This window comes from Pseudoxanthomonas suwonensis 11-1, assembly GCF_000185965.1.
Lineage (GTDB): Bacteria > Pseudomonadota > Gammaproteobacteria > Xanthomonadales > Xanthomonadaceae > Pseudoxanthomonas > Pseudoxanthomonas suwonensis_A.
Window position 1 is genome coordinate 827,726 of sequence record NC_014924.1, and the last position, 22,222, is coordinate 849,947.

Genomic DNA, 22,222 nt, shown 5'->3' on the forward strand with positions numbered 1-22,222 from the left:
AATACCCCCATGCCCCACGGTCTTTCCCGCAAGATCCGCATCGCCTTCATCCTGCAGGTGGTGATGGCGAGCCTGGCGATCGTGATCGCCTTCTTCGTCGTCGGCACGCTGTTCAAGTACAGCTTCGTCCGCAGCTCGCTGCAGGAGGAGGCCCGTCACTACTGGGAGCTGCGCGAGGCGGCGCCGGCGTATCCGCCGCCCAGCACCTACGCCCTGCGCGCCTACCTGGTGAAGCCGGGCGAGTCGTCGCAGGAGCTGCCCGCGCACCTGCGCAAGCTGGATCCCGGGTTCCACGAACTCAAGCGCCAGGGCCAGATGGTCTGGGTCGAGCGCAACCCGGGGGGCACGCTGTACATGGTGTTCCTGCGCGAGCAGGCCAACCGCCTGGCGTGGTGGTTCGCCGTGCTGCCGGCGATGTTCGCCCTGTTCGCGATCTACGGCGCCACCTGGCTGACCTACAAGTCCTCCAAGCGCCTGGTCTCGCCACTGGCGTGGCTGGCGCGGCAGGTCTCGCGCTGGGACCCGCGCAAGCCGGACATCGCCGCATTGGCGCCCGAGCGCCTGCCGACGGAGATGCAGGGCGAGGCCCGGCAGCTGGCCGGGGCGCTGCACGCCCTCGGCGAGCGGGTCGAGGCCCAGCTCACCCGCGAGCGCAACTTCACCCGCGACGCCAGCCACGAGCTGCGCACGCCGCTGACCGTGATCCGCGTCGCCAGCGACATGGCCCTGGCCGACGAGTCGCTGGAGCCCCGCCTGGCCCGCAGCCTGCGCCGGATCCAGCGCGCCGGCCGCGACATGGAAGCGGTGGTCGACGCCTTCCTGATCCTGGCCCGCGAGCCGGACGTGGTCCCGCAGAGCGAGTGGTTCGACGTCTGCGACGTGGTCCACGAGGAGGCAGTCAAGGCCCGCATGCTGCTGGGCGACAAGCCGGTGGAGCTGCAGGTCACCTGCGACGGCGCCCCCCGCATCTATGCCCCGCCGCGGGTGCTGCATGTGATCCTCGGCAACCTGCTGCGCAATGCCTGCAGCTACACCGACCGCGGCGTGGTCGAGGTCACCGTGGCTGATGGCGTGGTCCAGGTGCGCGATACCGGCATCGGCATGTCGGTCGAGGCCCTGGAGCGGGCCTTCGAGCCGTTCTACCGCGCCCGCCCGGAGGCGCCGATGGGCACCGGCCTGGGCCTGTCGATCGTGCGCCGGCTGTGCGAGCGCTTCGGCTGGGAGATCGAGCTGGAGAGCACGCTGGACAGCGGTACGACCGCCCGGATCCTGTTCACCACCGGCGATCCGCGGCAGGCGGGCATCATCGGCTTCCCGGAAGACGAACCGACCCGGCCACGGGGCTGAAGATTCCGGGGCGGCGTCAGTCAACCTTCGCGCCGCTCGTGCGTTAATCAGGACAGGTTTCCCAATCCTGCGCACATGAGCCGAGCCCCGCGTCCGAATTCCCGCCGTCCCCGCTGGCTGCCCTTTGCCGGTGGAGCAATCGTCCTGGCCCTCCTCGGGGGCGCCGCCTGGTACTGGGGAGGCGCGGGCAGCCGCGACACCGACGGCGCCTGGCGCACCGCGCCGGTCGAGCGCGGCAACATCCGCGTGGCCATCTCCTCCACCGGCACCCTCAGCGCGACCTCGACCGTGACCGTCGGCAGCCAGATCTCCGGCCAGGTGCTGGAGGTGCTGGTCGACTTCAACGACCGGGTGACCGAGGGCCAGGTCCTGGCCCGGATCGATCCCAAGAGCTATGAGGCACAGATCGAGCAGGGCAATGCCCAGATCGCCAGCGCCCAGGCCAGCCTGCGCAATGCCCAGGCCGCGCTCGCCAATGCCGAGGCCGACTACCAGCGCAAGGCCGCCCTGGTGGACCGCCAGCTGATCGCGCGCGCCGACGTCGACCAGGCCAGGGCCGCGCTCGACCAGGCCCGCGCCCAGGTCACCTCGGCCCAGGCCCAGATCCGCCAGCAGGCGGCATCGACCGAGACCACCCGGGTCAACCTCGACCGCACCGTGATCCGCTCGCCGGTCAACGGCGTGGTCCTGACCCGCAGCATCGAGCCCGGCCAGACCGTGGCCGCCAGCCTGCAGGCGCCGGAGCTGTTCACCATCGCCGAGGACCTGGCGCAGATGAAGATCGAGCTGTCCGTGGACGAGGCCGACATCGGCCAGGTCAAGCCGGGCCAGCGCGTGTCCTTCACCGTCGACGCCTTCCCCGACCGCCAGTTCCGCGGGCAGGTGCAGCAGGTGCGCCTGGCGGCGACCACCACCAACAACGTGGTGACCTACCCGGTCGTGGTGAGCGTGGACAACAGCGACGGCACCCTGCTGCCGGGCCTGACCGTCAACGCCGAGATCGAGGTCAGCCGCCGCGACGACGTGCTGAAGGTGTCCAACGCGGCCCTGCGCTACAAGCCGGCCAACCAGCCTGCCGCCGCTGGCGCCGGACAGGGCGGCCCGCGTGGCGCCGGCATGCTCGACGACCTGGCACGGCTGGTCGCTGGCATGGACCTGGCCCCGGCACAGAAGTCCGCGTTCGAGACCGACCTGGCCGCTGCCCGCCAGCGCCAGGAGGAGATGCGCAAGGCGATGGAGGCCTCGCGCCAGGCCACCCCGCAACAGCGCCCCGGCGCCGGCGGTCCGCCGATGATGATGGGTGGTGGCGGCCAGGGCGGCGGCAACGCCGCCGGGCAGATGCGCCAGCGCATGCTCGAGCGTTACCAGCAGGATTTCGCCGGTTTCTTCGCCACCCTGGACGACAACCGGCGCCAGGCGGTCGAGCGGGAGCTGGCCAACCTCGCCGGCGCGCGCCGGGTGACCGTGTACCGCCTGGAGGGCGGCAATCCGGTTCCGGTGCAGGTGCGGGTGGGCGTGACCGACGGCAGCACGACCGAGGTCGCCGGCAACCTCAAGGAAGGCGACCTGCTGGTGACCGGCGAACGGGCGGCCGCGCGATGAGTGGCGCGACCGCGACGACGGTGGCCGCTGCGGCGGCCATCCCGGTCATCGAGACCCATGGCCTGGGCAAGATCTACTCGCCGGGCACCGAGGCCGAGGTGGCGGCCCTGCGCGAGGTCGACCTGGTGGTCATGCCGGGCGAGTTCATCGCGATCATGGGCCCGTCCGGCTCGGGTAAGTCGACCCTGATGAACCTGATCGGCTGCCTGGATACGCCCAGCGCCGGGCGCTACCTGTGCGACGGGGTGGACGTGTCCACCCTCGACGCCGAGGAGCTGGCCACCCTGCGCCGGGAGAAGATCGGCTTCGTGTTCCAGGGTTTCCACCTGTTGCCGCGGATGAGCGCGCTGGACAACGTGGCCATGCCGCTGGGCTATGCGCGGGTGCCGCCGGCCGAGCGCCGCGAACGCGCGCGCGCTGCGCTGGAGGCGGTCGGCCTCGGCGCGCGCGTGGACCATCGTCCCAACGAACTTTCCGGCGGCCAGCAGCAGCGCGTCGCCATCGCCCGTGCGCTGATCAACAACCCGCCGGTGCTGCTGGCGGACGAACCGACCGGTGCACTGGACAGCCGCACCGGCGAGGAGATCCTGGCCCTGTTCAAGCGCCTGCGCGACGAAGGCCACACCGTGGTCCTGATCACCCATGACGCCCATGTGGCCCGGCACGCCGACCGCATCTGCGTGATGCGCGACGGCCAGCTGCACGAGGCCACGCACGAGGAGGTGGCCGGATGACCTTCCTGGACATCCTGCGCACGGCGATCTTCGCCCTGCGCGGCAACTGGATGCGCAGCGCGCTGACCTCGCTGGGCGTGATCATCGGCATCGCCGCGGTGATCGTGATGGTGTCGGTGGGGCAGGGCACCCAGGCGGAGATCGAGCGCCAGCTCGCCGGCCTGGGTGCGCAGAAGCTCGACATCGGCCCGCAGGTCCAGCGCAGCATGGGCGGCGTGCGCATGAGCGCCAGCAGCTTCTACACCCTCACCGAGGGGGACGCCGAGGCGATCCGCGAGGAGATCCCCGAGGTCGAGCTGGTGTCCGCCTCGCTGCGCGGCAGCAGCCAGATCGTCTTCGCCGAGAACAACTGGTCCACCAGCTGGCAGGGCATCCAGCAGGACTTCCTCGAGATCAACGGCTGGCGGATCGCCAGCGGCTCGGGCTTCGAACCGCAGCATGCCTCCGACAAGGTGGTGATCCTCGGCGAGACGGTGCGCCGCGAGCTGTTCGGTGCCGACACCGGTATCGGCGAGACCGTGCGGATCGGCCGCACCAACTTCACCGTGCTCGGCACCCTGCAGCCCAAGGGCATGAGCGGCTTCGGCCGCGACCAGGACGACGTGGTGATGGTGCCGCTCGATACCGCGCGTCGCCGCCTGATGGGTGCGATGGGCCTGCCGCCGGGTGCGGTAATGGACATCTCGCTGACCGTCGCCCATCCGGACGACCTGGCCTACGTGCAGGGCGAGGTGGAGTCGCTGCTGCGCCAGCGCCACCGCATCGATCCGGGTGCGGCCGACGACTTCCAGGTGCGCAACGTGTCGCAGCTGGTGGCCACGCGCAACGAGACCACGCGGCAGATGTCCTGGCTTCTTGGCGCGGTGGCGACGATCTCGTTGATCGTCGGCGGCATCGGCATCATGAACATCATGCTGGTGTCGGTCACCGAGCGGATCAAGGAGATCGGCCTGCGCCTGGCCGTGGGTGCCGGCCCCTCCGACGTGCGCCGGCAGTTCCTGGCCGAGGCCATGCTGCTGTCGCTGGGCGGCGGCCTGCTCGGCATCCTGTTCGGCATCGCCGGCGCGCTGCTGGTCGGGCACTTCAACACCGACCTGCCGATCCAGCTCAACGGCCAGGTGATCACCCTGGCCGCGGCGTTCTCGGTGGCCACCGGCCTGTTCTTCGGCTACTACCCGGCGCGCAAGGCTTCGCAGCTGGACCCAATCGAGGCGCTGCGCCAGTAGCACAACCATTCGCACCGGTTTGGTGCTGCTATGGCAACGTGGACTGAACGGACAGCCGACCTGCGCGAATCGCCGGGTCGGCTGTTCTTTTTGCGCGTCCTTGCTGGCTTAACGGGCCTTGGAACTCGCGCGCGATCAGTTTTGGGGGTAACTGAATACGCGGTTTCGATTATGAATACGCCCCCAGGCCAAAACGTTGCAGATGATCCAGTTACACATGCTTGCGACCAAATTAATCAATTGCTAACTTCTGGCGCAGCCGTGGGGGCATGGTCCCCGCGGCATTGCTTCTTGGCCGGCTCCCCATTGCCGGGTACCAAGCCCCTTTTAAAGCTGGAGAGAGAATAATGAAGTTGAACCGCACTACGCTGAGCGACGCGGTCCGCTACGGCCTGCTCGCAGGCCTGGCTGGTGTCGTGGCGGCCCCCGCTGCGTTCGCACAGGAAGGCGAAGAAGCCAAGACTCTCGATCGCATCGAAGTCACCGGCTCGCGCCTGAAGCGCGCCGACATCGAAGGTGCCGTGCCGGTCATCGTGATCGACCGCGCATCGATCGATGCCACCGGTGACGTCTCCGTCGCGGACGTCCTGCGTGATTCCACCTTCGCCTCCTTCGGCAACTTCAAGCCGCAGTCGGGCAGCTCGGCCCAGTCGCTGGCGTCGGTCGACCTGCGCGGCCTCGGCTCCGGCCGTACCCTCGTGCTGATCGACGGCCGTCGCGCCCCGACCAACCCGATGTCGGCCTCCTCGGGCGCCGACGTCAACGCCATCCCGCTGGCCGCGGTCGAGCGCATCGAGATCCTGTCCGACGGCGCTTCGGCGGTGTACGGCTCCGACGCCATCGGCGGCGTGGTCAACATCATCCTGCGCAAGGACTTCAACGGCGCCGAGCTGCGTTACGGCTACGGCCAGACCAAGGTCGAGGGCGGTGACCTGGAAGACGCTTCGGCCGTCTTCGGCATCACCAACGACCGTGGCCGCCTGATCGGTGGCGCGTCCAAGTCCAGCCGCGGCATGGTCTTCACCCGCGACCAGATCGGTGGCCAGGGCCTGGGCGTCTCGGTCTACGGCAACAACTGGTACAACCCGGAAACCGGCACCATCTCCGCCGTCCCGGGCTTCGACTGCTCCGGCACCTTCTGGCAGCAGCCGAACGGCCGTTGCTCGTTCGACTTCAACTCGGTGGCCGCCAACGACGCTTCGGTCGACAACACCTCGGTCTTCGTCCGCGGCGACTACCAGATCAACGACGACTGGACCGTCTTCATGACGGCTACCAACACCCGCGTCGAAACCTTCGGCCGTTACGCGCCGGTCCCGGGCGTGGTGTGGGCTTCGGACAACACCGTCAACGACATCATCAAGGGCGACGGGCTGCCGACCTACTTCTACCACCGCTTCGCCGCGGCCGGTAACCGCGACAACTACACCACCGCCAACAACGCCGACTACCTGGTGGGCTTCCAGGGCCAGCTGAGCGACACCATCTCGGTCGAGTTCGGCGCCCGCCGCACCAACTACAGCTACGACGAGAACGGCTACGGCTACATCATCCAGTCGCTGGCCAACCAGGCCATCGATGCGGGCGACTACCTGCTGACCGATCCGTACGGCGCCAGCCAGGACACCCTGAACAGCTTCACCGCGACCATCGGCCGCAATTCGTTCTTCAAGTCGAAGGAGTACTTCGCCAACATCAACTTCGACCTGTTCGAAATGGGTGGTGGCGTCTCCAACGCCGTGTTCGGCATCGAGTACCGCGACGAGCAGTTCGAGGACCTGTACGACTCGCTGTCGCAGGCGGGCGTCGTGCTGGGTTCGTCGGGCGGCGCCTCGGGCGGCGGCCGCACCGTCAAGTCGGCCTACGCCGAGTGGCTGCTGCCGTTCACCAGCACCTTCGACATCACCCTGGCCGGCCGTTACGACAAGTACAGCGACTACGGCAGCGACTTCTCGCCGAAGATCGCCGCACGCTGGCAGCCGCTGGAAAACCTGACCCTGCGCGCGTCGTATGGCCAGGGCTTCCGCGCCCCGGGCCTCGACATCCTGACCCAGGCCCGTTCGTTCTCGGCCGAGCCGGTCCAGGATCCGCAGACCTGCGCGTGGGCCGGCATCGGTGCCGACTGCGACGGCGGCAACGACGAAGTCCAGGTCGACACCTACTTCATCGCCAACCCGAACCTGGGCTCCGAGCATTCGGACCAGTGGTCGGTCGGCGTGGTGTACGACCCGGTCGACTGGCTGGACCTGAGCCTCGACTACTACAACATCAAGATCGAGGACAACATCCGCTCGTATAGCGGCCAGGACATCGTCGACTCCGACCTGGATCCGGGCACCTACGGTGAGATCCCGGCTGGCCTCGGCATCATCCGCGACCCGGTCACCGGCCGCATCACCGAGATCACCGCCGGCTACGGCAACTCCGGCCAGCTCGAGACCGACGGTATCGACTTCCGTGCCAATACGGACTTCGATCTGGGCGGCTGGGGCCGCCTGCAGAACCGCCTGACCGTCTCGTACATCAACAAGTACGAGGAGATCGACGCGGTCGGCAACGCTATCGACTGGGCGGGCCGCCTGGGCTATCCGGACCTGCGTTCGACCCTGTCCAACGACTGGAGCTGGGGTGACTGGGGTCTTGCCTGGAACATCAACTACATCGAGGGCCAGGAAGAGCCGAACGGCACCAACGTCGGTGGCTATGCGACCAACGACGTGCAGGTCAGCTGGTCGGCGCCGTGGAACGCCAAGATCTCCCTCGGTGCGATCAACATCGGCGACCGTTACCCGGAGCTGGTCGGCTACGACGGCCGCCCGTGGAACTTCTACCTGTACGACGCCTACGGCCGTACCGTGTACTTCCGCTACACCCAGACGTTCTGATCGCGGTGTAGGTTGATGCGGTAACTGGAGGGCCCCGGAAACGGGGCCTTCCTTTTTTGCGTGGCCGGCACGCCGTCGCGGCTTGGCAGGGGCGCGGCGAGCCCGCATGCTTCGGCCATGCCTGATTCCACGCAACACGATCCATCTGCACGCCGCCAGGCCTGGACCTCGTACTGGGCCAGTGGGCGGCTGCATTCCTGCGCTACCAGCTTCGACGGCAACTACACCGGCGTCATCGGCGCGTCCTGGCGCCAGGCGTTCTCGGCACTGCCCGCGGGCACGCGCGTACTCGACCTCGCCACCGGCAACGGCCCGCTACCTGCATTGCTGTGGGAACTCCACGGCGACGCGGTGCAGGTGGACGCGGTGGACCTGGCGGGCCTCGCGCCCTCGTGGCACGAGGCTGGAAAGCACGCTTCGATCCGTTTCCACCCCGGCGTGGACATGGAGTCGCTGCCCTTCGCCGATGCGTCGTTCGACGTGGTCACCAGCCAGTTCGGCTTCGAGTACGCGGACCATGGGCGGACCCTGGCCGAGATCTGTCGTGTCGCTGCGCCGGGTGCCTCGCTGCGGCTGGTGATGCACCACCACGGTTCGCGCCTGGTCCAGGTTGGACGCGAGGAGTTGCTGCACCACGCATGGCTGTCTGCGCCGGAAGGCCTGCTGGAGGCGGCGCGCGGGGTCATCCCCGTGCTGGCCGCGGTGCGTGCCGGGCGGCCACCGGACATGGCGGCGGTGCAGGCACGCGAAGCCTACAACCGCGCGATGGTCGCGCTCGGCGCGGCGGCGGAGGCATCAGCCGCGCCGGACCTGCTGCTGGAGACGCGCGACACCGTGCATCGCCTGGTCCGCGACGTTGGCGCCGATCCAGGCGCGGCGCTGCGCGCGCTGGAGGTGCTTGCCGGTAGCCTGGAGCAGGCACGCCTGCGGACGGCGGAGATGATCGCCTGTGCGCTGGATCGCCCCGGGATCGAAGCACTGGCACGTACGCTGTCCCGACTGTGTCCGCAGGCGCGGGTCGCGTTCGAGGAGCTCGCTCAGGCCGAGGGCGTGCTGGCCTGGGCGTTCTCGGCCGACGGCATCGGTGCTTCGGCCGGATAGCTGTCGGGGTCCAGTACCGCCAGCAGCGGCGCCAGCGCGTCGCCGTAGTTGCGCCAGCGTCCGATCGAGCGGGTGTAGATCGGCTGCCGTACCTGCCAGCGGCTGGGCGTCTGCACGCCGCGCTCGCTGCGATGGAATTCCAGGCAGGCCGGATCCCATTCCAGGCGGGCGAACTCGACCAGCCGGCGTGCCACCGGCTCCGGATCGCGGGCCAGGTCCTCGTACACCAGCTCCATCACCGGCAGCGGCAGTTCGGCCTGCCAGTGGCGCATCAGCCGCGTCTGCATGTTGATGTAATGGCCGATATCGCCGAGGTCCGTCGCCAGGCGCTCGTCCAGGGCGAAGTTCTCCGCGTACACCGACACCGCGATGTCGCGCGGATCGCGCCGGCACCAGACCACGCGCGCGTTCGGGAACAGCAGCGCGACCAGGCCCAGGTGGAAGAAGTTGAGCGGCGCCTTGTCGACCAGGCAGCTCGCGTCGGCCGTTGCGTTGCGCGTGGCGGCGCGCAGGTAGCGCCGGGTCGCGTCCTCCAGGGTTTCCGCGGGGATGCCGGAGAGGTCGGCGCCGTGGCCGTCCTCGGCCAGGCGGCGGGCGATGAGGGCGATGTCGGGCAGCTCGCCGCAGCCGTGGCCCAGCGGGTGGGTGGCCAGGATCTGCTCGGTGAGCGTGGTGCCACTGCGTGGCATGCCGACGATGAACAATGGACGCGGGTCGTCGCTTCCGCCTTTGCCAATGCGGTCCAGCCGGCCGCGGGTCTGGCTGGCGATGATCGCTTGGACGCGCTGTTGCAGCGCGGGCACGTCGGGTCGACCCGCGACGCGCCGGCGGGCGGCATTGGCCTGGTGCCAGGCCTCCATGGCTTCGGCGTGCTGGCCGCGGCCGTCCAGCACCTTGCCCAGCTCGTAGCCGAGCACGGCGCGGTCGGCATCGGCCACGTCGGTGCGCGCGAGCAGCCGTTGCCCCAGGGCGACATCGGCGTCGTCAGCTTTCGCGCGGTCCAGGCCCAGCAGGCCACCCACCGCCAGCGCCCAGCCCGGACGCAGCGCCAGCGCCCTGCGGTAGGCCTCGCGCGCCAGGTCGCGGTCGCCCGCGTCCTCGGCGGTCTGCGCCAGCGCCATCCACAGGTCGCCCTCGCCGGGCATCTCCGTGGTGGCCCGTTGCAGCAGGGCCAGGGCCTCGCCGTGGCGGGCGACACGATTGAAGCTTTCGGCGGTGCGCAGGACGACCCCGGTGTCGCGCGGCTTCAGCACCAGCACCTGCTGCCACAGCGGCAGCGCATCGTCGGGATGGCCCCCATGGAACTCGGATTCGGCCAGCGCCTCCAGGATGCCCGGGTGCGTCGGCGCCAGCGCGTGGGCGCGCCGCAGCGCCGGCAGGGCGCGGCCGTGGCGGCCGAGCCTCTGCAGGGTGATGCCCAGCAGGTGCCAGCCCTGGGCGTCGTCACGCCCGGGCACGGTCGCCTCGAAGTGGGGCAGGGAAGCGGCGTGCTGGCCCTGGTGGGCAAGCAGGCAGGCGTACTGGAAGCGCAGGGCCGTATCGGCCGGAGCCAGCTCGACCGCGCGCGCCATCGCCGCCAGCGACAGGGCCGGGTCCAGCTGCAGCGCGGCGCGCGCGACCTCGCGCTGCACGACCGCGTCGGCGATGCCGGCCTGCGAAGCCTGGTGCAGGGCGCGGCGGGCCGCCTGCGGGTCATGGCGTGCGAATTGCAGCGCCTGCTGCAGGAGGCCGAGGGCCTGGGCGTTCAAGGTCATCAGGAAGGGCGCGCACGTAGGGACCCGGCATTATGTCCGGTGGCACGCGGGTTGGTCATGGCGCCGGCGGCGCCGCGGGTCAGAGACCCTGTTCGTACCGCACGTAGGGCACGGTGCCCTCTTCGGCCTCGAGGTTCGAGGGCGCGAACGGGTTCTTGCCGCGGGTCACGACGTTCTCGGCGCCGACGGTGAGCTGGCCGCTCCAGGGCGTGCGCCAGGTCAGGCCCAGGCCCAGGCCTTCGAGCTTGTTGCCCGGCTGGCCCGGCATCTCGACCACGCGACCGATGACGTTGGCGCTGAACGGGCCGTAGCCGCCGCCGACGCTCAGCGACTTGCTGTCCCAGCGGTGGGCAAGGCCAGCGGCCTCGGTTACCGGTACCAGACGGGCGCGCGCATAAGTGCCGGCGATGGAGACGTAACCCTCCGAGCCGATTTCCTTCTGGCCGAACACCTGCAGGTCGTTCTGCTCGATCCGGCTGCCGCCGGCCAGGGCCGGGGTTTCCGGGGTCAGCCAGGACGGCAGGGTGGCGTCGCGCACGCTGCCGGCGGTCACGCCGAGGCGGTTGCCGCCGCGGCCAACGCTGGCGGTGGCGCCAAGGCGACGGCCGCTGGCCTCGCCCTCGCTGCCCAGGCTCGCCAGCAGGCAGCTGCTGGCCAGGCTGTTGATGCTGGTGCCGCTGGGGCTGTTGCAGAGCAGGCCCAGCGAATCGCCGGCGCCCAGCCCGAAGGCCGCGTCGAGCGACTCGCTGCCGAAACGCCAGGTGCTGCCCGGCGAACCCGGACGGTTGCCGCGGGCCGGCTCCAGCAGGAGCAGGGCCTCGACCTTGCCGCTGCCCTTGTTGAGCACCGGCAGGACCGCCTGTTCCGAGCCCCTGTTCTGCGCATGCGCGCCCGTTGCCGCCGCGATCGACGCGGACAGGGCAAGGGCCAGCATTGGCAGGCGGAACAGGGACATGGCCTTCCTATGACTCGGAAACCACACGGGAGTTCCCGTGCGGTTCAAGCCTGCATCGTATGGGATTTACAATTGATTAACAAGCGCCGCTCCTCCCCGAAACAGCTGGCTCGTCGACCCGGCGGAAGCCTGCTACTGCAGCCGCTCGGAGGCCGGCGCATTGGGCTGCGCCGGGTTCCCGAACAATACCCCAATCCGGTCCAGAGGGAAGTGGTACTCCTTGCCGCAGAACTCGCAGCGGACCTCGACCTGGCCGGTTTCGGCCGCCGCGGCGCGGAACTCCTCCTCGCCGAGGCTGCGCAGCATGCCCTCGACCCGCTCCTCCGAGCAGGAACAGCCGAATGCGACCGGGCGCTCCTCCAGCAGCTCGGGCTGCTCCTCATGGAACAGGCGGTGCACCAGCAGCCGCGGCGGGGTGGCCAGCAGCTCGGCCTCGCCCAGGGTGTCGAACAGCGCCCCGGTGCGGGCCCAGGCATCGGCATCGCCTTCCTCGCCGGGCAGTTTCTGCAGCATCAGGCCGGCGGCGTGCTCGCCGTCGGCCGCCAGGAGCAGGCGGGTGGGCAGCTGCTCGGACTGGCGGAAATAGTCCTCGAAGGCCTCGGCCAGCGAGCCGGCGCCGCCCAGCGCGACCAGGCTCTGGTAGCGCTGGGGCTCGCGCGGGTCCAGGCCCGGGTTCTCGATGGTGACCGCCAGCAGCGCGTCGTCGCCCAGCTGCGAGGGCGCGCGCGGGGCGTCGGCGCCTTCCTCGAGGCGGGCAATGCCGCGGATGGTGCCGGCCGCGGTGCACTCGGCGAACAGCGAGCGCAGGGCGCCGTTGGCGCGCGCCTGGATCGACAGCCGCCCGTCCACCTTCACGTGTCCGGTGAAAAGGGTCGCCGCCGCGACCGACTCGCCCAGCAGGGCGGTGGCGCCGGCCGGGTAGCTGGCGTGTGACAGCAGCTCGCGCCAGCTGCCGGACAGGCGCACGTATACGCCGCGGACGCCGGCCGCGGGCAGCAGGAAACGGCCGCGCAGGTCGTCGGCGGCGGACTCGTGGGTGGGGTTGGTGGTATCCATCGGCACACAATGCGGGCGACGGCGCGGCTTTCCAAGCACCGGCGCGCTGCACTGCTCACGCCCCAGCCGCTACCATCGCCGCGCTGCCCCGCCGCAAGGGAACACCACCATCGCCACCCAGGCCTCCAATCCGCCCCGTCGCAGGCGCCGCCGCTGGCTGCGCGTGCTGCTGTGGCTGCCGGTGCTGTTCGTCGCCGTCACCGTCGCTCAGGTGCTGGTGCTGCGCTTCATCGACCCGCCGACCTCGGCCTTCATGCTGGCGCGCCAGGCCGAGGCCTGGGGCGAGGGCGACTGGGGCTACCGGGTGGCCTATGACTGGCGCGACCTCGACCGGATCGCCCCGGACCTGCCGATGTCGATGATCGCGGCCGAGGACCAGGACTTCGCCAACCACAACGGCTTCGACCTGGCCGCGATCGAGAAGGCGCTGGACAACAACGCCCGCGGCCGCCACGTGCGCGGCGCCAGCACCATCAGCCAGCAGGTCGCCAAGAACCTGTTCCTGTGGCAGGGCCGCAGCTGGGTGCGCAAGGGCCTGGAGGCCTGGTACACGATGCTGATCGAGGCGCTGTGGCCGAAGCGCCGGATCCTGGAGGTGTACGTGAACATCGCCGAGTTCGGCGACGGCATCTACGGGGCGCAGGCCGCCGCGCGCAGCTACTGGCGCAAGGACGCCTCGCGGCTGACGGCCAACGAGGCCGCGCGGCTGGCGGTGGTGCTGCCGGCGCCGCGCCGCTACAGCGCGGTCCGCCCCGGCCCCTACGTGCAGCGGCGCGCGGCCTGGACCCAGCGCCAGGTGCGCCAGCTCGGCGGCAAGGCCTACCTCGACGGGCTGGACTGAGCGTGCAGGCGCCTGCCGCTACGATGCCGTCCATGGATACCCGCAGGCAGGACCTGTTGACCGTGGTGGTGGCCTGCTTCAACGAGGCCGACTCGCTGCCGCGCCTGCATCCGCGCATCCGCGGCGTGCTGGACGGGCTGGAAGCCGAGGGCGTCAGTGGCCGCGTGCTGTACGTGGACGATGGCAGCCGCGACGACACCTGGGGCCGGCTGCAGAAGATCGCCGCGGGCGACCCCGGCGTCGGCCTGCTGCGGCTGTCGCGCAACTTCGGCAAGGAGATCGCGCTGACCGCCGGCCTGGACCGGGTCACCGAGGGCGCGGCGATGATCCTCGATGCCGATGGCCAGGACCCGCCGGAACTCATCCCGGAATTCGTCGCGCGCTGGCGCGAGGGCTTCGACGACGTCTACGGCACCCGCATCGCGCGCGAAGGCGACAGCTGGCTGCGCCGTGGCACCGCCGCGGTGTTCTACCGGGTGATCGGGCGCCTCTCGCGTACCCCCGTGCCGGCCGATACCGGCGACTTCCGCCTGCTCTCGCCGCGCGCACTGGATGCGCTGCGCCAGCTGCGCGAGCGCCACCGCTTCATGAAGGGCCTGTTTGGCTGGGTCGGCTTCCGTCGCATCGCGATTCCGTACAAGCGCCGCCCGCGCATGGCCGGGCGCAGCAAGTTCAGCCTCTGGCGGCTGTGGAACTTCGCGCTGGAAGGCATCACCAGCTTCTCCACCGCGCCGCTGCGGCTGGCCACCTACCTGGGCCTGCTGACCGCGCTGGTGGCGTTCTTCGCCGGCATCGTGGTCGTGCTCAAGACCCTGGTGTGGGGCGACAGCGTGGCGGGCTGGCCGACGATGATGGTGGTCATCCTGTTCCTCGGCGGCGTGCAGCTCATCGCCCTGGGCACGATCGGCGAATACCTCGGCCGCCTGTACGAGGAGGCCAAGCAGCGGCCGCTCTACCTCGTCGACGACTGGCGGGAGCCGGCGGGAGTATGCTCGGGCACACAGCTCGCGGACGGAGGCGCCCATGCGCACGGTACGTCAACTGCTGGCGGAGAAGCCGGCTGAGGTGTTCGCGGTACCCCCGGACGCACCGGTGATCGATGCGGTGCGGCTTATGGCGGACAAGTCCATCGGTGCGGTGCTGGTGATGCGCGGCGGCGAACTTGCCGGGATCCTTTCCGAGCGCGACTACGCACGCAAGATCGTGCTGCAGGGTCGGTCCTCGGCCGATACCCCGGTGCGCGCGATCATGACCGCCGAGGTGGTGACCGTGGCTCCCGATACCACGGTGCCGGCGTGCATGCAGCTGGTCACCGAACGCCGCATCCGCCACCTGCCGGTGCTCGCGGACGGAGGCGTGGTCGGGGTGGTCTCGATCGGCGACCTGGTCAAGTCGGTGATCGCCGAGCAGCAGGTCGAGCTGGAGCAGCTGCAGCGCTACATCGCCGGCTGAGCCTGCTCAGCGCGCGTACTTGCCGCCGCAATCGGCGTTCTCGCCGGGCCCGGTCTCGAAGGTCGCCAGCAGCGCGGCCGGCGGGGTGATGCTGCCCAGCGCCAGCGCGATCGCGCCGCGCAGGCCCAGCGCCTTCATGTCCGGCCGGAACGACGGATCCTTGAAGCTGCCACCCACCCGCAGCGGCGAGCGCAGGGTGAGGATGCTGCGGTCCTTCGGCCGCGGCCGCAGCAGCAGGTCCAGGCTCTCGTCCTGCAGGTTGATCGTGCCTTCGCCGACGATGATCGTGTCGGTGGTGTCGAACGCCAGCGCGCGCGAGGTCATCAGCCCCTCCTCGACCCCGAAGTCGGCGAAGGCGCAGCGCACCGGCACCTGGCGGTCATCGGTCAGCAGGAACTTCAGCGCCTCGGCGATATCGATGCCGGCCAGTTCCATCACCAGGTTGCTGACGCGGCCGCGGCCCATGCCCAGCGCGACATCGCCGTCGGCGCTGCCGAGGATGGCCGCGACCGAGTTGCCGCGTCCGCGCAGCGAGATGTCGCCGCCGATGCGGCCCACCGCGCCCTGCGCCAGCTCGGCCTTGGCCAGCAGCTTCGGCAGGTCCACCCCGCGTACGCCGATCCTGGCCACGGTGTCGATCGGCGCGCGCCGCGCATCCATGGTGATGTCCGCGCGCACCTCGCCACCGGCCACGCCGAAGTCGAGCGGCTGCAGGCGCACGCGGCCGGCCTGCGCCACCAGGTGCGCATCCATGTCCTCGATCATCGGCAGCGTCGGCGACTGGATCTTCTGCGCGCGCCAGCGCACGTCGGCGTCCATCGCGTTGAGCTTGGCCAGGTCGTAGGGCTTGTCGGGCAGCAGCCGGGGACTCGCGGCGCGCCGTGCGGCCTCGGCTTCCTGCTCGGCGTTGGCCGTCTCGCCGGCACCGGTCGCAGGCGGAGCGCCGAGGAAACCGGCGAGGTCGTCCAGATCGAGCTTGCGCGAGAGCAGCTGGGCGACGAACAGCGGCCGCTCGCCGCTCACGTCCACCTTCACGTCGCCGGAAAGGTCGCTGTCGCCGACCGTTCCCTTGAAGCCTTCGTAGCGCCAGACGTCGCCGTTGCGGCGCAGGCGCCCGTCGAGCGCGTATGGCGGCGAGGCCGGCAGGGCCAGGCCCAGCAGTGGATAGAGCTCCTCCAGGTCGGCGCCAGCCAGCTTCATCTGCAGGTCGAAGGTCTGGAAGCGGAACGGGTTGGTCAGGGTGCCGGTGGCGCTGGCCCGGGTACGGCCGGCGCGCGCATCCAGGTCGATGCGGTAGGGCGTGTCGGTGTCGGCCAGTTCCAGTGGCGAAGCGGCCTGGCCCTCCATGCGGAACGCAGCGCCACGCCAGTGGCCGTTGCCCTTGACCGCGACCGGTGCGGTCGAGCGGTCCCCGCCTTCGATGCTGGCCAGGGCAAGGTCGATGTCGGTCCGCTCGGACGCATTGGTGAAGCGAAGGCGGCCATCGTCGATCCACAGCCGCTCCAGGCGCCAGCGAGGGTCCTCGTCCGGATCGCTGTGGTCATCGCCGAATTCCCAGTTGCCGCCCTCGCCATCCGGGTTGGTCTCCAGCCAGATGTCGGTGCGCACCGCGCGGATCTCCTTCATCCGCAGGCGCAGGGCCAGCAGTGGCCAGGCGGCGATGTCGATCTCCACCCGCTCGGCCGCGCCCATGCGCGGCTCCTTGGACCATTCCGCATTGGACAGCGTCAGCTGGTCCGCGGATACGGTGATGGTGCGGCCAAGGTCGACATCGAGGTCGCCACCGATGCGGAACTCGCGACCGGTGGCCGAGCCGACCGCGCGTTCCAGCGGGCCCTTGAACCAGTTCCAGTCGAAGAACAGCACCAGCAGCAGGATCGCGATGCCGAGCGCGGCCAGCGTCCAGCCCAGCGGCCGCGAGGGCCGCCATTGGCGGAGACGCCGCAGGCGCGGGGAAAGCGAACGGGTGCGGTCCATGCGGCCAGTATCGGGAGCGGCCGTGGACAGCATGCGAACGCCCGCGGCGCGGGCGCGCGGGTGTCAGACGTGGAGGACCTGGGCGCTGACCGCGACGAAGTGGCAGACGCTGCCGGCGATCACGAACAGGTGCCAGATCGCGTGCGAGTAGGGGATCGACTCGCGGTGGTAGAAGACCGTGCCGAGCGTGTAGGCCGCGCCACCGCCCAGCAGCCAGCTGATGGTCCAGGTGTCCAGCGAGGAAAGCATCGGCTTGGCCGCGACGATCACCAGCCAGCCCATGGCGATGTAGATCGCGGTGGAGAGGCGCTTGAAGCGGCCTGTGAAGAACAGCTTGAACACCACGCCGGCCACGGCCAGGGTCCAGATCGCGGCGAACAGGCTCCAGCCCCATGGGCCGCGCAGGCCGACCAGCGTGAAGGGCGTGTAGGTGCCGGCGATCAGCAGGTAGATCGCACAGTGGTCGAACACCTTCAGGCGGCCCTTGGCCACCGGGTGCTGGATCGCGTGGTAGAGGGTGGATGCGGTGTAGAGCAGCAGCAGCGCCACGCCGAACACGATCGCGCCGGCCAGCTGCCAGCCGTCGCCATAGATGGCCGCGAGCGTGATCAGCACCGCGCCGGCGGCCAGCGCCGCGGCCGCGCCCAGGCCATGGGTCAGGGCATTGGCGATCTCGTCGCGCAGCGAATGCGCGTCCTGGTTCGGCGATGGTGCAGGCGAGGGGGCGACCGGCATGGCGCGCACGTTACCTCAGGCCGCGTGAGCTTGCATCAATACGCACGGGCAGCGCAGCGGATGGAAGCCCGGAGCCCCTCTCCGGGAAGGAGAGGGGGATGACCTCAGTCCACGCCTACGCTGTGCGCGTGTTCGCGGGTGGCCAGGAAGCGCACGGACGGCGCGCGTTCCTGCGCCAGCTGCAGGTTGACCCGGGTCGGGGCCAGGTAGACCAGCTCGCCGGCCGCGTCGATCGCCAGGTTCATGGCGTTCTTCTCGCGGAACTCCTCCAGCTTCTTCGCGTCGTCGCACTGGATCCAGCGCGCGGTGGCCACGCCGACCTGCTCGAAGCTGGCGTCCACGCCGTACTCGTCCTTCAGGCGGTAGGCGACCACGTCGAACTGCAGCACGCCGACCGCGCCGAGGATCAGGTCGTTGCTCATCAGCGGACGGAAGAACTGGGTCGCGCCTTCCTCGGAAAGCTGGGCCAGGCCCTTCTGCAGCTGCTTGAGCTTGAGCGGATCGCGCAGGCGCGCACGGCGGAACAGTTCCGGGGCGAAGTTCGGGATGCCGGTGAACGACAGCGCCTCGCCTTCGGTGAAGGTGTCGCCGATGGAAATGGTGCCGTGGTTGTGGATGCCGATCACGTCGCCCGGCCAGGCCTCGGCGGCGATCTCGCGGTCGGAGGCCATGAGGGTCAGGGCGTTGGCCAGCTTCACTTCCTTGCCGCTGCGCACGTGGAAGGCCTTCATGCCGGCGCTGAACCTGCCCGAACACACGCGCATGAACGCGACGCGGTCGCGGTGCTGCGGGTCCATGTTGGCCTGGATCTTGAACACGAAGCCGGTGAGCCTGCCTTCCTGCGGCGCGACCTCGCGGCCGGTGGTGGCGCGCGGCTGCGGCGGCGGCGCGTGCTCGACGAAGAAGTCCAGCAGCGGCTGCACGCCGAAGTTGTTCACGCCCGAGCCGAAGAACACCGGGGTCTGTTCGCCGCGCAGGTACTTGTCCTTGTCGAACGGATCGGCCGCGCCCTGCACCAGCTCCAGCTCCTCGCGCAGGTTGGCGAGCATCTCCGCGCCGATCTTCTCCTCCAGGCCCGGTGCATCCAGCGACGGGAAGATGGTCGAGTCCTGGCGGGTGAAGTTGCGGCCCGGCTCGTACAGGTGGACCTCGCCGCTGACCAGGTGGACCACGCCCTTCAGGCGCTGGCCCATGCCGATCGGCCAGGTCACCGGAGCGCACTTGATGCCGAGCACGGTCTCGATCTCGTCCAGCAGCTCGATTGGTTCCTTGCCCTCGCGGTCGAGCTTGTTGATGAAGGTCATGATCGGCGTGTCGCGCAGGCGGCACACCTCCATCAGCTTGATCGTGCGCTCCTCCACGCCCTTGGCCACGTCGATCACCATCAGCGCCGAGTCCACCGCGGTGAGCACGCGGTAGGTGTCCTCGCCGAAGTCGGCGTGGCCGGGGGTGTCGAGCAGGTTGACGATGCGGCCCTCGTAGGGGAACTGCATCACCGAGGAGGTCACCGAGATGCCGCGCTCCTTCTCCAGCGCCATCCAGTCGGAGGTGGCGTGGCGGGCGGCCTTGCGGCCCTTGACCGAGCCGGCCATCTGGATCGCGCCCCCGAACAGCAGCAGCTTTTCGGTCAGCGTGGTCTTGCCGGCGTCGGGGTGCGAAATGATCGCGAAAGTGCGCCGGCGCGCGGCTTCGGTTGGGACATCGGACATGGGGGATGGCGCCGGGAGGCGCTGGGTCGGGCGGGAAGCCGGCAATTATACGGGCCGCCGCCGTCGCGGGCCGGGCGTCGCCGCCAGGCCCGCGCGGGCAGGTTCAGTTGCCCAGCCAGGGATGCGGCAGTGCGCGCATGCGGCGGATGCCGATGAACTGCAGGGCCACGCCGGCGACCAGTGCCACTGCATAGGCCGCCGTCACCCGCGGCATGGGTCCGGCGACGTCCCCTGCAGTCATCAGCGCCATGCTGGCGAGGGCCAGCAGGATCGACAGCGCCAGGATCGACCAGCGTCCGGCCTGGGTGTGCAGGGCCACGAGGGTCCAGCCCCACAGCAGCGAGAGGCTGCCCAGGCTGGCGCTGGCCAGCAGCACGCAGTGCTCCACCGGGGTGCCCCGGGACACGGCGAAGGCGAGCACCATGGCGAGCGCGGGTACGGCCCGGACCAGGACCTGCAGCGCCAGCTGCCTGGCCAGCACCGGCACCGGCCGTGCCGGCATGCCCGGCAGCAGCGCCAGTTCGTGCAGGCCCTGGCGTGGCTGCCAGAACACGGTGAGCAGGCGCGCCAGCGGCGCCATGCCGCTGCTGATGACCAGCGCCGGCCCCCAGACCAGGCCCATGTGCACCTTGGTGGTGGTGGTGAGGGTGCGGTCCGCGAACAGCCACAGCAGGATCACGCCGACGACCGGCGCCTGCGACACAACGACGTTACGCAGCGAGTTGCGGCCGAAGCCCGGGCCAAGGGCGATCCCCATGACTTGGTCGGGTGCCTGTGCCAGGCCGGTTCCGACCGGGGTTTCCGGGGTCAGCACGCCGGTGTTCTGGCTGGCGGTGGAGGCGAAGGGGTTGCCGCGACCCAGCTGCACGGCCACCGGGACCGTCCAGGCCGAACCCTCCCCGATCCTGCGCGGTATCAGCACCCAGCACGGGACGCACAGCAGCAGGATCGCGGCGGCGACCATGGCCAGCGCCCCCGGCCCCTGGACGATCCCGGCGATGGCAGTGAACGCGCTCTTCGGGATCGCGCCGATGAACGTGCTGAGGCCAATCATCGCCAGCATCGTCCATGGCGGCATGCTGGCCCAGAACAGCCCGATGGCGGCGCCGATGGACAGGATCGCAGCGGCCATGGCGAAGCTCCCATCCAGGGCCAGCGCCAGCACGGCGGCCGGAAGCGCGACCGCCAGCGCCAGCATGACCAGCCCGGTAGCGAGCGCGTGGCGGACCGCGTTCGGCAGGCGCAGCTGCCAGCCGGCGATGGCCATGGCGACCAGGCGGCCGCCGGCCAGGAAGGCCCAGAACATGGTCAGCGCCGCGGCCAGCACGCTCGAGACTTCGAATGCCTTGCCCTTGTTGCCCAGCAGCGACAGTGCCAGGCCAAGCGCGGTGGCCAGCGCGACCACGCCCCAGGTCCAGCCGCCGGTGACCAGGGCGGTGCGCAGCGGGCCAGGAACAGGGTTGGCCCTGCGCAGGGGGACGCTCGCGGCGCTCATCCGGCCACCTCGATGAACAGGTCTTCCAGGCCCAGGCGGTCGACGCGCACGCCTTCCACCAGCAGCAGGTCCTGCCAGCCCTTGCGGCCGGCCACGACAAGCTGCAGCTCGCCGCCGGCGCTCCGGCGGCGCACCAGCTCGCCCGGAAGGCTGCCCGGGATGCGCGAGGCCGCCGCGGCCGGCACGTGGATGCGCACGACCTCGTCCTTGACCTCGTCCAGCGGGCGGTCGAGCAGCAGCCGGCCCTCGTGCAGGAAGGCCACCCGCGAGGCGACGCGTTCCAGGTCGCTGACGATGTGGCTGGAGAACAGCACCGTGGTGCCCGAGTCCATGGCCTGGGTCACCAGCTCGCGCAGCAGTTCGCGGCGCGCCACCGGGTCCAGCGCCGAGGCCGGCTCGTCCAGCACCAGCAGCCACGGGCGCGGGGCAAGCGCACGGGCCATCGCCAGGCGCTGCGCCTGGCCGGGCGAGAGCTTGCCGATCGGCCGCGACGGGTCGATGTCCCAGCGCTGCAGCAGGCCCGCGGCGTGCGCCGGATCCCAGTCCGGATACAGCTGCGACAGGTAGTCGAACAACTGGCCGACCTTCATCCACGAGAACGCCTGCGGCTGCTGCGGCACGTAGCCCAGGTGCGCCTTGCGCACCTCGTCCAGGGCCAGCGCCGGCGCGCCCATCACCCGCGCCTCGCCGGCTTGCGGCCGCAGCAGGCCGAGCAGGCAGCCGATCAGGCTGCTCTTGCCGGCGCCGTTGCGGCCGACCAGGCCCAGCACTTCGCCCTGCGGTACGTCCAGTTCGATTCCGCGCAGTACCTCGTGGCGGCCATAAGCCAGGTGGATGCCACGCGCGGAGAGCGGCATTCCGGTGTCCAGTACGGGTGCGGGTACGGCCAGGGCATTCATGCGTCGTCCTCTTCCAGGAGTTGGCGCAACCGCGCGAGCACGCGGTCGACGGGGAGTTCCAGTTCTCGGCTGTGGCGGGCGGCCTCGCGCAGGGCAGGCTCGAGCTGCTGCATGCGTGCGGCCACGCCCCCGCTGGGGCGGGCGCCATGGGCCACGACCATGCCCTTGCCGCGCAGGCGCTCCAGCACGCCTTCGGCCTCTAGCTGGCTGTAGGCACGGGAGACCGTCATCGGGTTGATGGCATGGACCGCGGCGACCTCGCGCACGGAGGGCAGGGCGTCGCCCGGCCGCAGGTGGCCGGCGCTGGCGAGGCGCCGGATCTGCTCGGCGATCTGCCGGTAGATCGGGTCCGGCAACCCCGGGTTGATGTGTAGCGAGGAGGCATCCATGTGTATCAATACAACAATACACTCGGCCCGTGTCAAGCCGTGCGGCGCGCGCGGTGGGCCTGATC

At 70.3% G+C, this 22,222-nt stretch carries 18 protein-coding genes; 9 read left to right on the plus strand and 9 right to left on the minus strand.

What is annotated here, in order from left to right:
• Positions 1–9 precede the first annotated feature (9 nt).
• From PSESU_RS03665 to PSESU_RS15620, 6 genes are all read left to right on the plus strand, one after another.
• Positions 10–1,347: a sensor histidine kinase gene (locus PSESU_RS03665; RefSeq protein ID WP_049782283.1), complete on the plus strand. Its 1,338-nt coding sequence runs from the start codon at positions 10–12 to the stop codon at positions 1,345–1,347.
• A 75-nt stretch (positions 1,348–1,422) separates the two neighbouring features.
• Positions 1,423–2,949 (plus strand): efflux RND transporter periplasmic adaptor subunit, encoded by a 1,527-nt coding sequence (locus PSESU_RS03670; protein WP_013534423.1) that lies wholly within the window; start codon positions 1,423–1,425, stop codon positions 2,947–2,949.
• Entirely contained in the window at positions 2,946–3,683 is a 738-nt protein-coding gene (locus PSESU_RS03675) for an ABC transporter ATP-binding protein (RefSeq protein WP_013534424.1), read from the plus strand. The genes PSESU_RS03670 and PSESU_RS03675 overlap by 4 nt, the downstream gene beginning before the upstream one ends.
• Complete coding sequence (locus tag PSESU_RS03680) at positions 3,680–4,909, plus strand: ABC transporter permease (RefSeq protein ID WP_013534425.1); 1,230 nt, start codon at positions 3,680–3,682, stop codon at positions 4,907–4,909. The genes PSESU_RS03675 and PSESU_RS03680 overlap by 4 nt, the downstream gene beginning before the upstream one ends.
• Positions 4,910–5,256: 347 nt before the next feature.
• Positions 5,257–7,794, plus strand: a complete 2,538-nt coding sequence (locus PSESU_RS03685; protein ID WP_013534426.1) for a TonB-dependent receptor plug domain-containing protein — start codon at positions 5,257–5,259, stop codon at positions 7,792–7,794.
• 117 nt (positions 7,795–7,911) lie between these two features.
• Complete coding sequence (locus PSESU_RS15620) at positions 7,912–8,895, plus strand: class I SAM-dependent methyltransferase (RefSeq protein ID WP_013534427.1); 984 nt, start codon at positions 7,912–7,914, stop codon at positions 8,893–8,895.
• Here PSESU_RS15620 and PSESU_RS03695 read toward each other — a convergent pair.
• From PSESU_RS03695 to PSESU_RS03705, 3 genes are all read right to left on the minus strand, one after another.
• Positions 8,832–10,649, minus strand: a complete 1,818-nt coding sequence (locus tag PSESU_RS03695) for a tetratricopeptide repeat-containing sulfotransferase family protein (RefSeq protein ID WP_013534428.1) — start codon at positions 10,647–10,649, stop codon at positions 8,832–8,834. The two genes, PSESU_RS15620 and PSESU_RS03695, sit on opposite strands and share 64 nt — an antisense overlap.
• A gap of 79 nt (positions 10,650–10,728) precedes the next feature.
• Positions 10,729–11,604 (minus strand): hypothetical protein, encoded by an 876-nt coding sequence (locus PSESU_RS03700; RefSeq protein WP_013534429.1) that lies wholly within the window; start codon positions 11,602–11,604, stop codon positions 10,729–10,731.
• 132 nt (positions 11,605–11,736) lie between these two features.
• Positions 11,737–12,660, minus strand: coding sequence for an Hsp33 family molecular chaperone HslO (locus tag PSESU_RS03705; protein ID WP_013534430.1), 924 nt, complete (start codon positions 12,658–12,660; stop codon positions 11,737–11,739).
• A 109-nt stretch (positions 12,661–12,769) separates the two neighbouring features.
• On the opposite strand from PSESU_RS03705, the gene mtgA reads away from it, so the two are divergent.
• Genes mtgA through PSESU_RS03720 form a run of 3 tightly spaced genes read left to right on the plus strand, consistent with a single transcriptional unit; the run spans position 12,770 to position 14,953 of the window.
• Positions 12,770–13,501 (plus strand): monofunctional biosynthetic peptidoglycan transglycosylase, encoded by a 732-nt coding sequence (gene mtgA, locus PSESU_RS03710; protein ID WP_041764423.1) that lies wholly within the window; start codon positions 12,770–12,772, stop codon positions 13,499–13,501.
• Between the two features lie 32 nt (positions 13,502–13,533).
• Positions 13,534–14,565, plus strand: coding sequence for a glycosyltransferase family 2 protein (locus PSESU_RS03715; protein WP_013534432.1), 1,032 nt, complete (start codon positions 13,534–13,536; stop codon positions 14,563–14,565).
• Positions 14,525–14,953, plus strand: coding sequence for a CBS domain-containing protein (locus tag PSESU_RS03720; RefSeq protein ID WP_013534433.1), 429 nt, complete (start codon positions 14,525–14,527; stop codon positions 14,951–14,953). The genes PSESU_RS03715 and PSESU_RS03720 overlap by 41 nt, the downstream gene beginning before the upstream one ends.
• Positions 14,954–14,959: 6 nt before the next feature.
• Here PSESU_RS03720 and PSESU_RS03725 read toward each other — a convergent pair whose 3' ends face one another.
• From PSESU_RS03725 to PSESU_RS03750, 6 genes are all read right to left on the minus strand, one after another.
• Positions 14,960–16,930, minus strand: coding sequence for an AsmA family protein (locus tag PSESU_RS03725; protein WP_041763823.1), 1,971 nt, complete (start codon positions 16,928–16,930; stop codon positions 14,960–14,962).
• A 63-nt stretch (positions 16,931–16,993) separates the two neighbouring features.
• Positions 16,994–17,665, minus strand: coding sequence for a PAQR family membrane homeostasis protein TrhA (trhA, locus tag PSESU_RS03730; protein WP_013534435.1), 672 nt, complete (start codon positions 17,663–17,665; stop codon positions 16,994–16,996).
• A gap of 104 nt (positions 17,666–17,769) precedes the next feature.
• On the minus strand, positions 17,770–19,374 hold the full coding sequence (locus PSESU_RS03735; RefSeq protein WP_013534436.1) for a peptide chain release factor 3: 1,605 nt from the start codon (positions 19,372–19,374) through the stop codon (positions 17,770–17,772).
• Between the two features lie 103 nt (positions 19,375–19,477).
• Complete coding sequence (locus PSESU_RS03740; RefSeq protein WP_013534437.1) at positions 19,478–20,869, minus strand: hypothetical protein; 1,392 nt, start codon at positions 20,867–20,869, stop codon at positions 19,478–19,480.
• Positions 20,866–21,768, minus strand: coding sequence for an ABC transporter ATP-binding protein (locus tag PSESU_RS03745; protein WP_013534438.1), 903 nt, complete (start codon positions 21,766–21,768; stop codon positions 20,866–20,868). The genes PSESU_RS03740 and PSESU_RS03745 overlap by 4 nt, the downstream gene beginning before the upstream one ends.
• Positions 21,765–22,157 (minus strand): GntR family transcriptional regulator, encoded by a 393-nt coding sequence (locus tag PSESU_RS03750; RefSeq protein WP_013534439.1) that lies wholly within the window; start codon positions 22,155–22,157, stop codon positions 21,765–21,767. Before PSESU_RS03750 ends, PSESU_RS03745 begins: the two co-directional genes overlap by 4 nt.
• Positions 22,158–22,222 lie beyond the last annotated feature (65 nt).